13 protein-coding genes are annotated in these 13933 nt (G+C 34.6%); 8 read left to right on the top strand and 5 right to left on the bottom strand.

Features of this window, described 5'->3' with window-relative positions:
* Nucleotides 1-2 precede the first annotated feature (2 nt).
* The 5 genes from DNC80_RS06930 (at nucleotide 3) to DNC80_RS06910 (ending at nucleotide 7283) form a co-directional block, all read left to right on the top strand.
* Nucleotides 3-1598: a PKD domain-containing protein gene (locus DNC80_RS06930; protein WP_182650388.1), complete on the top strand. Its 1596-nt coding sequence runs from the start codon at nucleotides 3-5 to the stop codon at nucleotides 1596-1598.
* Nucleotides 1599-1659: 61 nt separating this feature from the next.
* A complete protein-coding gene (locus DNC80_RS06925; protein WP_182650386.1) occupies nucleotides 1660-3300 on the top strand; it encodes a family 16 glycosylhydrolase in 1641 nt (546 codons plus the stop codon).
* A gap of 73 nt (nucleotides 3301-3373) precedes the next feature.
* Nucleotides 3374-5668 carry a beta-glucosidase BglX gene (bglX, locus tag DNC80_RS06920; protein WP_182650384.1) on the top strand — a complete coding sequence of 765 codons (2295 nt, stop codon included), beginning with the start codon at nucleotides 3374-3376 and terminating at the stop codon, nucleotides 5666-5668.
* 6 nt (nucleotides 5669-5674) lie between these two features.
* Nucleotides 5675-6433, top strand: coding sequence for a family 16 glycosylhydrolase (locus DNC80_RS06915; RefSeq protein WP_182650382.1), 759 nt, complete (start codon nucleotides 5675-5677; stop codon nucleotides 6431-6433).
* Nucleotides 6434-6698: 265 nt separating this feature from the next.
* A complete protein-coding gene (locus DNC80_RS06910) occupies nucleotides 6699-7283 on the top strand; it encodes an RNA polymerase sigma factor (protein WP_144892454.1) in 585 nt (194 codons plus the stop codon).
* A gap of 232 nt (nucleotides 7284-7515) precedes the next feature.
* Here DNC80_RS06910 and nth read toward each other — a convergent pair whose 3' ends face one another.
* Nucleotides 7516-8178 carry an endonuclease III gene (gene nth / locus DNC80_RS06905; RefSeq protein ID WP_182650380.1) on the bottom strand — a complete coding sequence of 221 codons (663 nt, stop codon included), beginning with the start codon at nucleotides 8176-8178 and terminating at the stop codon, nucleotides 7516-7518.
* Nucleotides 8179-8262: 84 nt separating this feature from the next.
* Here nth and bcp point away from each other — a divergent pair, with 84 nt between their 5' ends.
* Complete coding sequence (gene bcp, locus DNC80_RS06900; protein ID WP_182650379.1) at nucleotides 8263-8715, top strand: thioredoxin-dependent thiol peroxidase; 453 nt, start codon at nucleotides 8263-8265, stop codon at nucleotides 8713-8715.
* Nucleotides 8716-8809: 94 nt separating this feature from the next.
* Here bcp and DNC80_RS06895 read toward each other — a convergent pair whose 3' ends face one another.
* On the bottom strand, nucleotides 8810-10270 hold the full coding sequence (locus DNC80_RS06895) for a TonB-dependent receptor (protein ID WP_144892448.1): 1461 nt from the start codon (nucleotides 10268-10270) through the stop codon (nucleotides 8810-8812).
* 91 nt (nucleotides 10271-10361) lie between these two features.
* On the opposite strand from DNC80_RS06895, the gene DNC80_RS06890 reads away from it, so the two are divergent.
* Together DNC80_RS06890 and DNC80_RS06885 are read left to right on the top strand one after the other, a co-directional pair.
* A complete protein-coding gene (locus DNC80_RS06890; protein ID WP_182650377.1) occupies nucleotides 10362-11126 on the top strand; it encodes an MBL fold metallo-hydrolase in 765 nt (254 codons plus the stop codon).
* 11 nt (nucleotides 11127-11137) lie between these two features.
* Nucleotides 11138-11638, top strand: coding sequence for a hypothetical protein (locus tag DNC80_RS06885; protein ID WP_158729037.1), 501 nt, complete (start codon nucleotides 11138-11140; stop codon nucleotides 11636-11638).
* Between the two features lie 45 nt (nucleotides 11639-11683).
* On the opposite strand, the gene DNC80_RS06880 is transcribed toward DNC80_RS06885, so the two are convergent.
* From DNC80_RS06880 to DNC80_RS06870, 3 genes are read right to left on the bottom strand one after another with little or no spacing between them, the layout of a single operon-like run.
* Nucleotides 11684-12331: an alpha/beta hydrolase gene (locus tag DNC80_RS06880; protein WP_182650375.1), complete on the bottom strand. Its 648-nt coding sequence runs from the start codon at nucleotides 12329-12331 to the stop codon at nucleotides 11684-11686.
* A 5-nt stretch (nucleotides 12332-12336) separates the two neighbouring features.
* Nucleotides 12337-12666: a DUF4870 domain-containing protein gene (locus DNC80_RS06875; protein WP_182650373.1), complete on the bottom strand. Its 330-nt coding sequence runs from the start codon at nucleotides 12664-12666 to the stop codon at nucleotides 12337-12339.
* Nucleotides 12667-12670: 4 nt separating this feature from the next.
* A complete protein-coding gene (locus tag DNC80_RS06870; protein WP_182650372.1) occupies nucleotides 12671-13924 on the bottom strand; it encodes a dihydroorotase family protein in 1254 nt (417 codons plus the stop codon).
* Between the last annotated feature and the right edge of the window lie 9 nt (nucleotides 13925-13933).

Genomic DNA, 13933 nt, shown 5'->3' with positions numbered 1-13933 from the left:
ATATGAAAAAGTTACAATTAATTCTAAGTATTTTCATTCTGACCCTTTCTTTTGGGTGTACGGAGGAAAATAATGATGTAGATCTAGAAACTATAGGTGCGCCAAAAAACGTGTCGGCACTCACAACCATTACACAAGATAACTCAGGGAATGTTACTTTTTTGCCAAAAGGTGAAGGAGTAACTCAATTTGAAATCTTCTTTGGAGATGCCACAACGAAATCTGTTTTTTTGAATCCTGGTGAAACGTTCACGCATAAATATCGCGAAGGAGTTTTTAAAGCAAAAATCATTGGGATAACTCTCAACGGTAAAAAAACCGAAACCATTCAAGACGTAACAGTTTCTTTTTTAGCACCTAAAAACTTAGTGACTACTGTTGCTATTGGTAGTAATTTAAGCGTAAATGTTTCTGCAGAAGCAGAATTAGAGACTTTTTTTCAAGTTTATTTTGGTGATGTCCCTAACGAAGTTCCTGTAGATTTCATGCAAGGTCAAGTAATTACGCACACCTACAAAACCCCTGGAACTTACAATGTACGTGTTGTAGCATTGAGCGGTGGTGCAGCAACTACTCAAAAAATAACTCCAGTCACGGTTACAAATTTATTTGCTGCTCCAGTGCCTACAATTCCTTCTGCTAATGTTATATCTATGTTTAGCGATAGCTACACTAATGTTGCGGTTGACACTTGGAGAACTTCTTGGTCACAAGCAACTTTAGAGGATATTGATATCAGTGGTAATAAAACAAAAAAATACAGCGCATTAAATTTTGTTGGTATAGAGGCTACTTCTTCTCCTATAAACGCATCGGCTATGACATTTTTTCATTTAGATATTTGGTCATCTGATGTAACCGAATTCAAAGTAAAACTAGTTGACTTTGGTGCAAACGGAACTTTTGACGGTGGTGATGATAGAGAACACGAAATAACCATTGCTAACCCTAAAAAAGAGGAATGGGTCAGTTTAGACATTCCTTTAAGTGATTTTACAGGATTAACTACACGTTCGCACATTGCGCAATTAATTTTAGTAGGAGCTCCAGCAGGAAGTAATACGGTTTATGTAGACAATGTTTTCTTTTACAACAAAGCAGCATCTGTAACAGCTGCCCCTGCACCAACTGTTTCAGCTGCAAATGTGATTTCAATGTTTAGTGATGCATATACAAATGTAGCTGTCGATACTTGGAGAACTTCTTGGTCTAGTGCAACATTAACGGATTTGAGTATAAGCGGAAATGCAACTAAAAAATATAGCGCCCTAAATTTTGTGGGTATTGAGGCTACTTCAACTCCTATAAATGCAACGGCTATGACTCACTTTCATACTGATGTTTGGTCTTCTGATTTTACACAATTCAAGATTAAATTAGTTGATTTTGGTGCGGATGGAGCTTTTAGTGGAGGCGATGATGTTGAACATGAAATAACAGTAAATTCTCCAGCCCAAGGATCGTGGGTGAGTCTTGATATTCCATTGAGTCAATTTACAGGTTTAACTACAAGAGCACATATTGCACAATTAATTTATGTCGGAGCACCTTCGGGTAATACAACTGTTTATGTAGACAACGTATATTTTCACAATTAACCTTTATAAGGATAACATAGGTTGAAAAGTAAACATACACCAAAAATTAAAAAATAATAAAATGAAAAAAATACTAATCAAAATAGTTTCTGTTTTTATCCTGCTTTTAATGGTGAATTGTCAGGAGGATAATCTAGGATTTGGAGCCATTGAAGCTCCCTCAAATCTAAAAGTGACTGCTGAAATTATTGGAAAATCAGCCGCATTTCCCAATGGAGATGGATCAGGAAAAGTAAAATTTGTAAGTACCGCCGAAAACGCAATTTCATACAAATACGTTTTTAGTGATGGCACAAGCAAAAATCAACCAAGCGGAATTCTTGAATATCCATTCGCTACGCCTGGTACCAATACATATACTGTAACCATCATAGCATCGGGTGCCGGAGGAGTGACTTCTAGCACAACAATAGAGGTTACTGTGTTTAGTAACTTTAAAGATGAAGCAGCAGTTCAATTTTTAACTGGCGGATCTAGTAAAAAATGGTATTGGGCACAAAGTGAACCAGAACATTTGGGTGTAGGTCCTAATGTGGCTTGGTCTGATCCTACCTTTGGAACACAAAATTATTACCCCTCTTTTTATAGGGCTGCTGCCAATGAAAAAGCTGCAACTTGTTTGTATAAAAGTGTAATGACCTTCTCGTTAGTGGGACAACAAATGAAATTTGAATTGGATAACAAAGGACAAACGTATTATAACGCTGCTCTCAAGGGCGTTAATGAAGATGCATGTTTTGACTTGGTTACTACAGGTTCAAAATTGGTTTCATTGAGTAAATCAGAATCTTTTGTTTCTAAAAATCCAGGAGCTGCCACTCAAACTAGGGGAACTGTTTTAAATATTGCTGATGGAGGTTTTATGGGGTATTTTGTTGGTTCAAGTTCTTATGAAATACTTTCTTTAACGGATAACAGAATGAGAGTAAGAGTAATTCAAGCAGGTAATCCATTTTTAGCATGGTATCATACCTTTACCACAACACCTCCAGCTGGAGCAGTTACACCACCATCTGCAAATTACAATGTATTGAAATTTAGCGATGAATTCAATACTGACGGAGCACCAGATCCTACTAAATGGGGTTATGACTTAGGTGCAGGAGGTTGGGGTAATAATGAATCTCAGTCTTATACAAGTGCTAGTGATAATGTAGTTGTAGCCGGTGGGAACTTAAAAATTACTGCTAAAAAAGTAGGTTCAGGTTATACTTCTGCTCGATTGAAGTCTGAAAACAAATTTGAATTTACCTATGGAAGGGTTGAGGTGAGAGCTAAATTGACAACTGGGGCGGGTACTTGGCCAGCAATATGGATGCTAGGCGAGAATTATGCCACTAATGCTTGGCCTGCTTGCGGAGAAATTGATATCATGGAATTCAAAGGCAGTCAACCTACTACTATATATGGCACCTTACATTATCCCGGAAATTCAGGAGGTAATGGTAATGGAAGTTCAACTACAATAGCTAATGCTGCTTCTGAATTTCATATTTACAAAACCATCTGGAGCCCAGAGTCAGTAAAAATATATGTTGATGATGTTTTGTTTCACACTGTTGCAAATACAAGTGCGTTGCCATTTAACAAAGATTTCTTTTTGATTTTAAATGTTGCAATGGGAGGTACTTTTGGAGGAGCAATTGACCCAGCCTTTAGTCAGTCCTCAATGGAAATTGATTATGTAAGAGTCTATCAATAAGCATATTTGAAATAGCAATAATAGTAAAAGGTAGGTTTTTTGCCTGCCTTTTGCTTTAATAAACATACCACAAATGAAGTATTCATTTCTACTCATAATAAGCAGCCTATTTATTGTAGTTGCTTGTAGTAAAAAAATCACACAACCATCAACTCCTTTGGTGCAAAAAAACGCATTAGATAGAAAGGTTGATTCGGTTCTTCAATTGATGACTTTAGAGGAAAAAGTTGGACAACTCAATCAATACAATGGTTTTTGGGACATTACAGGGCCTACCCCAAAAGAGGGTCAAGCCGCAAAAAAATACGAGGACTTAAAAAAAGGTTTAGTAGGTTCTATGCTTAACGTAAAAGGGGTAAAGGATGTGCGTGCTTTGCAAAAAATAGCTGTGGAACAAACCCGACTAAAGATTCCTTTGATATTTGGTTTCGATGTAATTCACGGGTATAAAACAATTAGTCCTATTCCACTTGCCGAAGCCGCAAGTTGGGATTTACAAGCCATACAAAAATCAGCGGCTATTGCTGCCGAAGAAGCTTCGGCAGAGGGATTAAATTGGACTTTTGCTCCCATGGTTGATGTGGCTCGTGATGCACGCTGGGGTCGTGTTATGGAAGGAGCTGGCGAAGATCCGTACCTTGGAAGTAAAATTGCGGTGGCTCGCGTACAAGGTTTTCAAGGAGATGATTTGGCTGCGACCAATACTATTTTGGCTTGTGCCAAACATTTTGCTGGTTATGGTTTTGCTGAATCAGGAAGAGATTATAATACCGTAGATGTAAGCGAAAATACGTTGCAAAACACCATTTTTCCTCCTTTTAAAGCTGCTGTTGATGCTGGCGTGCGTACTTTTATGAATTCCTTCAATGAATTGAATGGCATACCTGCTACTGGTAATGCGTATTTACAGAGGGATATTTTAAAGAAAGAGTGGAATTTTGATGGTTTTGTAGTTTCAGATTGGGGTTCTATAAACGAAATGATAGCTCACGGATATGCCAAAGATAGCAAACATGCTGCCGAGATTGCCATCAATGCAGGATCAGATATGGATATGGAATCAAGCGCTTATGTAGACCATTTAGTGGCATTGGTTAAAGAGGGTAAAGTAAAAGAAAGCTTTATTGATGATGCTGCAAGACGTATATTGAAAGTGAAATTTGAATTGGGCCTTTTTGACAATCCCTATAGATATTGTGATGAACAAAGAGAGCAATCCGCAGTAGGTAAACCCGAGTTTCATGAAGGTGTTTTAGACATGGCAAAAAAATCAATTGTGCTTTTAAAAAATGACAATAATATTTTACCACTAAAAAAATCGGGTCAAAAAATAGCGTTAATTGGTGCTTTGGCAAATGATAAAACAAGTCCATTAGGAAGCTGGCGAATTGCAGCCGAAGACAATACGGCGGTTTCTGTTTTAGAAGGATTGCAAAAATACTCTGGAAATCAGCTTACGTATTCAAAAGGTGCTGATGTTTCAGTGGGACGGACTCAATTTATTTGGGAAACTAAAATCAACTACACAGATAAAACAGGTTTTGATGAAGCTATTGCAAATGCAAAACAAGCAGATGTTGTGGTAATGGTTTTAGGAGAACACGGTTTGCAATCTGGAGAAGGTAGAAGCAGAACCGAGATAGATTTACCAGGTGTACAGCAAGAATTACTAGAGGCAGTGTATAAAGTGAATCCTAATATTGTTTTAGTTTTAAACAATGGTAGGCCTCTAGCTATTCCGTGGGCTGCAGAAAAAATCCCTGCAATTTTAGAGGGATGGCAGTTAGGCACACAAAGTGGTAACGCTATAGCGCAAGTACTATATGGAGACTACAATCCAAGTGGAAAACTACCAATGTCTTTCCCGCGCAACGTGGGGCAGCTACCTTTGTATTACAATTATAAAAATACGGGAAGACCTATAATGAATGAACCAGAAAGTGTTTTTTGGTCTCATTATATTGACGAGAAAAACACGCCTCAATTCCCATTCGGACATGGTTTAAGTTATTCTAAATTTGAATATTTAGGTTTTGAATTGTCTTCTAATGCTTTCGCAAAAGGTGGATCTATTCAAGTATCGGTCAATGTTAAAAACACAAGTAATGTAATAGGTAAAGAGGTAGTTCAGTTGTATATTAGAGATTTGATCGCCAGCGTTACTCGCCCTGTAAAAGAACTTAAAGGTTTTGAATTAATAGAGTTACAACCTAATGAAACTAAGAAAGTAATGTTTACGATTGATGAAAAAATGATTGAATTTTTTACCGCTAATAGAAAGTGGGAAGCCGAAGCAGGAGACTTTAAAGTCTTTGTTGGAGGTAGTTCTGTAACGCAGTTCGAAAAAGATTTTAAATTTAAAAACTAAGTATTTATGAAAAATATATTGGTTTGTTTCCTAATTTTCAATTGTTCATTCGCACAAGTGGGTACTCGCAAATTAGTTTGGGAAGAACATTTTAATGGAAAATCATTAAATGAAAAAACTTGGAATGTTGAGTTGGGTGATGGTTGCCCAAATTGTGGATGGGGCAATAATGAAAGACAGTTATATACTGCTGATAATCATAAAATTGAAAAAAGTTGCTTGGTAATTACTGCAAAAAAAGAAGCAGACAATAAATACACATCTACTAGAATTACTACCAAAGGGAAAAAAGAATTTCAATACGGTAGATTTGAAGCAAGAGCAAAACTTCCCGTAGGGCAGGGGATTTGGCCTGCTTTTTGGATGTTGGGTTCTAATATTGATCAAGTTGGGTGGCCCATGTGTGGAGAAATTGATATCCTTGAATATGTGGGTAAAGAGCCCAATATGGTTTTTACATCACTACACACTCAGGACAGTCATGGAAATACCATAAACACTAAAAAAACAAAAATCGAGTCTATTGAGGAGGGTTTTCACCTGTATGCCATAGAGTGGACACCAGATAAAATAGAATTTTTTGTAGATGCTAAGTTAGTGTATACCTTTCAGCCTGAATTAAAAAACCAAGCAATTTGGCCATACAACCAGCCATTTTATTTTATTATAAACATGGCCATAGGAGGCAATTTTGGTGGTCCAGAAGTGGATGATACTATTTTTCCTCAAAAATTTTATATTGATTACATCAAAGTGTATCAATAAAGTGAAGATTGATTTCCAATTCTAAACACTAAAAAGAGCACGTTTATTGTATCTTTTTAGTGTTTTTTATTGATAGTTTGAATTTCCTATGACAATTTTATCACATTCTAAAACTGTGAATGTAATTTTTATTTATTTATTTGCATTTCAAAGTAATATTTTGTTAAATTTGAACTAATAATAACCACGAAATCCAAAGCCTATTCCATAAAAATACTTTTTTGAGAAATCATACCCCAATTTATTAAATTAAAAAAGTACTATTATGGTTAATATACAACTCAACGATGCGTTATTAGTAAAAGAATATGTGTCTGGAAACGAGGATGCATTAGCAAAGTTAATTAAAAGACACGAGTCTAAAATCTACGGTTTTATTTACTCTAAAATACCCGATAGAGACATCACTAATGATATTTTTCAAGATACCTTTATTAAAGTAATTAATACTTTAAAGTCTAATTCCTATAATGAGGAGGGTAAGTTTTTGCCATGGGTCATGCGAATTGCTCACAATTTGATTGTAGACCATTTTAGAAAATCAAAAAAAATGCCTTTGTATAGAGAAACCGAAGAGTTTTCTATTTTTTCAATCATGTCTGATGACTCACTTTCTATTGAAAATAAAATTATTGCAGATCAAGTTCAAATAGATATTAAGAAAATTATTGAAGAGCTTCCTGCTGATCAAAAAGAAGTTTTAATCATGCGCATGTATCAAGACATGAGTTTCAAGGAAATATCTGAGATAACAGGTGTGAGTATCAATACTGCTCTTGGAAGAATGCGTTATGCGTTACTCAATTTGAGAAAAGTTATTGATAAACATCAAATTGTTTTAACTACTTAATACTATACCTTTAATTCTTACGTTATAATTTAAAATAAAAGCGTAGGATTTATGGCAAAATTATACTCAAAAAGGGCAAGTGCCTTACCTTTAATGAAACCAAAAAAGGAAATCGTTTCCTTTTTATTGAGCTATTCAAAAGCACTAACAGTAATAAAAATAGACAATAGATGTTATGAAATAGTATCTAATTAAAATTTTAATTTAAGTTTTAAAAAGTAAAACCACTAATTTATTGTGGTTTTACTTTTTTTTGATATTCGTTGATTACCTTTTTTCTACCAATAGTTTTGGTGATAATATCTTTTTCTAAATCCCAACCTCTCGCTGGTGAATATTCTCTTCCGTACCAAATAATTTGAAGGTGCAGGTCGTTCCATATATCTTCTGGAAAAATACGCTTAGCATCTTTTTCTGTTTGAACAACATTCTTACCATTCGTTAAATTCCAGCGGTACATTAACCTATGAATGTGCGTATCAACAGGAAATGCGGGTACTCCAAAAGCTTGAGACATGACCACACTAGCCGTTTTATGGCCCACAGCAGGAAGTTCTTCTAGAAATTCAAAACTTTGCGGAACTTCGCCGTTATGTTTTTCAATTAGGATTTGTGATAATCCGTGAATTCCTTTGGATTTCACTGGCGATAAGCCGCAGGGTCTAATGATTTCTTTTATTTCTTCTACAGTCATTTTTACCATATCATACGGATTATCTGCTTTTGCAAAAAGTATTGGGGTTATTTGATTGACCCGCACATCAGTGCATTGAGCAGATAATAACACAGCTATCAATAAGGTATAAGGATCTTTATGATCTAGCGGTATGGGAATTGTAGGGTACAATTCTTTTAACGTATTTATAACAAAAGTTACGCGTTCCTGTTTGGTCATTATTCCTAAATTTGATTTGTAAAGAAAATCAATTCTAATTTCAAATGCAACTAACAAGCCATTTCACTATTAAATATTATTACAATGACAACATTAACTAAAGGAGATAAAGCTCCAGATTTTATAGGTTTAGATCAAGACGGTAAAAAACATCAATTAGCAGATTATGCAGGTAAAAAACTAGTTGTTTTTTTCTATCCAAAAGCAAGTACTCCTGGATGTACAGCTGAAGCTTGTGATTTAAGAGATAATTTTGAACGCTTCCAGGCTAATAATTACGCATTATTAGGAGTGAGTGCTGATAGTGCAAAGGCTCAAGCCAAGTTTAAAGACAAATATGAATTTCCTTTTCCTTTGCTTGCTGATGAAGATAAATCAGTTATTCAGGCTTTTGGTGTTTGGGGACCAAAAAAGTTTATGGGTAAAGAATACGATGGTATCCACAGAACTACTTTTGTTATCAACGAAGAAGGTTTTATTGATGAGGTTATATCTGATGTGAAAACCAAAGTACATGCCGCACAAATCTTAAAATAATTCAATTTAGGATTTACAAAAAATTCATCAATAAAAAAATCCAGTATTCAAGATTGTATTCTTGTGTACTGGATTTTTCATTTATAGCTAAAAGTTAATTGCTTTCGTTTAAGACTTTTTGAGGGGCATAACCAAACAGTTGATGCTCTTTAATGATTTCAGCAATACCTGACGGCAACATACTTTCCCATCCTGGTTTACCGTGGTTGATCATATTGAGTACTTCTCGAGAAAACACATTTAAGATTGTAGGATCATAATCATCAATATCAACTACTTTTCCATTGAATTTAAAGAATTTGTAGAGTTCTTTCATTCGTGGATGTACTTTCAAGTTGTCAGAGTTGATAATTTCACCGTTTTCACCTATCATTGGATACAAGAAAACTTTCATATCGCGATAGAATAATTTCCCAAAAGCTTCAAGAATTCCTCCGCTTAAATGGCGATAGTATTTTTCGTCAAAAATATCGATTAAGTTATTTACACCTAATGCTAGACCCATTCGAGCCTTAGTATAATTAGCAAAGTATTCTACAACTTTATAATATTCTTGAAAATTAGAGATCATAACTGTTTGCCCTAGTGAACATAAAAGCTCAGCACGATCCATGAAATCCCTTTCGTTGATCTCCCCATCAGAACGTAAATTAGATAATGTGATTTCAAAAACAACGAGTGTATTGTCTTTATCTACTTTGTTTTCATTTAAAAACATTTTTAAAGACTTTTCATACATGTCCATATTTACTTTAGTTACAGGTCGAAAACTTCCTCTAAAAGCAAGTATGTTTTTTTTGTATAAAATGGCTGCTGGAAGAATATTTTTACCATCAGGGTTAAACATCACGGCATCAGTCATGCCATTTTTCACGAGTTGCAAACTCATCAATCTGTTGTCTACATCTGCAAATCGAGGTCCAGAGAAATTTATGGTATCAATTTCAAGTTGGTCTTTATCTAAGTGATCATATAAATAGCGAAGTAGTCTTTTAGGATCATTATATTTATAAAAAGCTCCGTAAATTAAGTTTACACCTAAAATTCCTAAGGTTTCTTGTTGTAATCTTACATCTGTTTCTTTAAAACGAATGTGAAGTATAATTTCATTGTAATCTTCATCAGGTTCAATTTGGTAGCTTATTCCTACCCATCCGTGGCCTTTAAATTGTTTAGCAAAATCTATTGTGGCAACTGTGTTTGCATAACTAAAAAACATTTTATTAGGATGTTTTTCGCGGCTCAATCTTTGTTCTATAAGGTTTACTTCATGCGAAAGCATTTTTTTTAACCTACTCTCTGTAACGTATCTACCATCCGATTCTACTCCGTAAACGGCATCACTAAAGTCTTTATCATAAGCAGACATGGCTTTTGCAATTGTTCCAGAAGAACCACCAGATCTAAAAAAATGTCTTACAGTTTCCTGTCCAGCTCCAATTTCAGCAAAGGTCCCATAAATATTTTCGTTCAAATTTATTCGAAGCGCTTTGTCTTTTATTGATGGGATTTGTTCGATGATTTTATCACCTTTTAATTTTATCTCTGTATCCATTTTTTTTAATTCCTAATATGTTACAAAGTTAATGAAATAGGTTATTAAAGAAAGATAATTAACCCTATTTTTGCAAATAAAATCTATTGAATTGAAAGTATATTTTTTAGGAACGGGCACCTCTCAAGGCATACCTGTTATAGGGAGTAATCATCCCGTGTGTAAGAGTACTGATTTTAAAGACAAAAGGTTGCGAGTATCAGTTTGGATATCGTGGGATGACTATTCTTTCGTTATTGATTGTGGTCCGGACTTTAGGCAGCAAATGCTAGTGTCTAATTGTCAAAAAGTAGATGCTATTTTGTTTACTCACGAGCATGCAGATCATACCTCAGGACTGGATGATATTAGGCCTTTTAATTTTAAACAAGGAGAGATTCCTATTTATGCTCATACACGAGTGATTGATAATCTTAAGGAGCGTTTTGCGTATGTTTTTGAAACCATCAATAAATACCCAGGAGCACCTTCTGTGAAAACAATAGAGGTCATCAATAATCAGCCCTTTGTACTGGGTGAAAAAAGAATTGTTCCTATTGATGTACTTCATGGTAGTTTGCAGGTTTTTGGATATCGAATGGATGATTTTGCGTACTTAACAGATGTGAAAACAATCAGTAACGAGGAGATTTTAAAATTGAAAAATTTAAAGGTTTTAGTGATCAATGCCTTACGGGAAGAGCCGCATGATACACATTTCAATTTGAAAGAAGCTTTAGATTTCATAAATTTGGTGCAACCAGAAAAAGCATATCTCACACATATTAGTCATGTATTAGGCTTTCATGAAGAGGTAGAAAAACAACTTCCTGAGAACGTGTATCTTGCTTATGACAATTTGGAAATTATAATTTAATTAAACTAAAAATGAAAAAATCATTCTTATTGTATTTGACTATTCTCGCAGTTTTATCTACTATTTTTACGTACATGTTCTTGAGCAAAGAGGTTGCATTTGAACAAAAGCGTTACGATAAAACCACTAAAAAATTGAGAGATAGCATTGCATTATTGTCAAATGAGTTGCAAAGTGCTAATTACTTTTCATTAGAAAAAAATGAAAATGCACAAAATTATTTTGAATCTGGGTCGAATGATAAAATGATTCAATATGAAAAATTAATTCCATTTGTCACTGAAAAACTTTTGGATTTTAATGCCAACCCAAAAGGGAATCCTTATACAGGTCAAGATCAAATAGGGGCAAATAAGTTTATTATTAACAAAGTGAAAATTTTAAATCACCGATGGATTATTGCTGATTATAGCGATGGAGAAATGTGGGGAGAAGTTTTGCTGAAATACTTTGTGAATGATGATGAAAGTATTTCATTTGAAGTAAATCAATCATTCATATATCAGAAATAATAAAAAAGTCGCAGTTGAAATTAAATTTAACTGCGACTTTTTTATTTAATTTTCAAGTAACCAATTCTTGAAATCATAAAAGTTTTGTGGTGCTACACCATGTCCCACAGGATATTCTTTGTAGGTAGTGTTAATGTCTAAAGTTTCCATTACTGATGGTGTTTTTCTTGCCCAATCTACAGGTATTACTTGATCAACGGTTCCATGTGATGCAAATATTTTCAAAGTATCAAAATTGTTTTTTTGATAACCGTCTTTAATAATCTCTGCATTAAAATACCCGCTCATGGCAACGATTTTCTGTACTTTTTCGGGGTAGGATAAGGCAACAGCATAGCTTAAAATAGCTCCTTGGCTAAAGCCAATTAAGGCAATATTTTGCGCATCAATGGGATAAGTTGCGGTTAATTCGTCTATAAATTGAACAATAACATCTCTAGATATTCTAGCTTGATCGTGATCTGAAAATTTATTCTCATCAGCATCAAAGTTGATAGCGTACCAAGCGTAGCTTCCGTATTGCATGTCGTATGGAGCTCTGGCTGAAATCACATAATACTGCTCAGGAAGTTCATCGGCAAATGAAAATAAATCAGCTTCATTACTTCCATAACCATGTAGGAGTAACAAAAGTGGATTTTCGTCTAAAATTATTTTGGGTTCTCTTATTTTGTATTCAAGTGATAATGCCATTGTGTTTAAGATATATTAGAAAGCCATTTTTGATAATATTTACCTAGTAGAGGTACCGGTCTTGTTTCTCCTTTTATTGCGCTTGTAATTCCGTATGACCACAATACAAATGTAAAGATCCACATGGGTGCTGAGATCATTAAACTATCAAAGTTACTGATGATCGAACCGAGTGAAATAAAAGTTAGTGTGATTCCTAATCCTTGCCTGATATGAAATGATGCAAATTCATTTTTATCTTCGGAATTCATGGACATGGCTATAAAAACACCAATTCCTAAAATGTAGCTAGTAATTGCGGCTGTCTTACCAGATTCGGTTTGGTTTGAATTCATTTTTTTAAGCTAAAATTAATTGGTCTTGATTGATAATTCCGTAGACTTTTCCATTCAGTTCAGTTCCCAGAAAAGCTGAATTTTTTGATTTTGATAAAATAGATGATTTGCTAAAAACACTTTTAAAATCAGGATTGAAAAGTGTGAGGTTAGCCTTAGAACCATTTGCAATAATTTCTTCGGGTATACCAAAGGTTTTTTTACCAGAAGTTAATTTCTCAATAACTACTTCAAGTGGTAAAACGGTCATTAGGGCACCAAAACAACTTTCAAGGCCGATAGTACCATTTTTTGCTCCATCAAATTCCATTTTTTTATGTTCAATATCTATCGGATTATGATCAGTAGTAATCATATCTATTGTTCCATCAAGGACTCCATTGAGCAAAGCTTGACGGTCACTTTCGGTTCGTAATGGAGGTGAAACTTTAAATCGAGTGTCAAATTCTTGTAGTTTTTCGTCAGTGAGTGCTAGGTGGTGTACAGCAACACTACAACTGACCTGAAGGCCTTTTGATTTAGCGACTTTAACTAATGCTATAGATTTTTCAGTAGATAAAGTAGGTAGGTGTAATTTTCCTCCTGTGTACTCTAGTAAATATAAATTTCTAGCAGTGTGAATTTCTTCGGCTAAATTTGGAATTCCTTTTAACCCAAGTTGAGTTGATATAATTCCTTCATTTGCAACTCCATTACCTTTAATATGTTCATCCTGTGAAAAAGCAATTATCAATCCATCAAAGTCTTGAACGTATTGCAATGCAATTTTTAGTAAATTGGCATTTTCGGTACTTTTATTATAATCACCAAAGGCTATTGCGCCTGCATTTTTCATATCATATAATTCGGCAATATCTTTTCCTGCGCTTTCTTTTGTCATAGCGCCTATAGGATAGAGTTGAGTAGCAGTTTGATTTGCTTTGCTTTTTACAAAATGTATTTGGGATTGATTGTCAATTACAGGATAGGAGTTAGGTTGTAAAGCAATGCTTGTAAATCCACTTTTTGCCGCTACTTGCAGTCCGTTAAGTATGGTTTCTCGATCCTCAAAACCGGGTTCTCCAAGAGATACGCTACTGTCAAACCAGCCTTGGGAGAGATGTAAATTATCTAGTTTAATTTCTTGAACTTGATCTGGATTTTCAAGATTAGTTCCTATTTCTTGAATGTATCCATCTACAATTAAAAGATCTGAAATGGTGTTATGAAATGAACTTTTTGGGTCAATAATTTTTGCATCTCGGATAATTAACTTCATATTTAAGGA

Source organism: Flavobacterium sp. SOK18b (assembly GCF_014156605.1).
Lineage (GTDB): Bacteria > Bacteroidota > Bacteroidia > Flavobacteriales > Flavobacteriaceae > Flavobacterium > Flavobacterium tiangeerense.
This window is presented reverse-complemented; position numbering and strand designations above follow the sequence as displayed.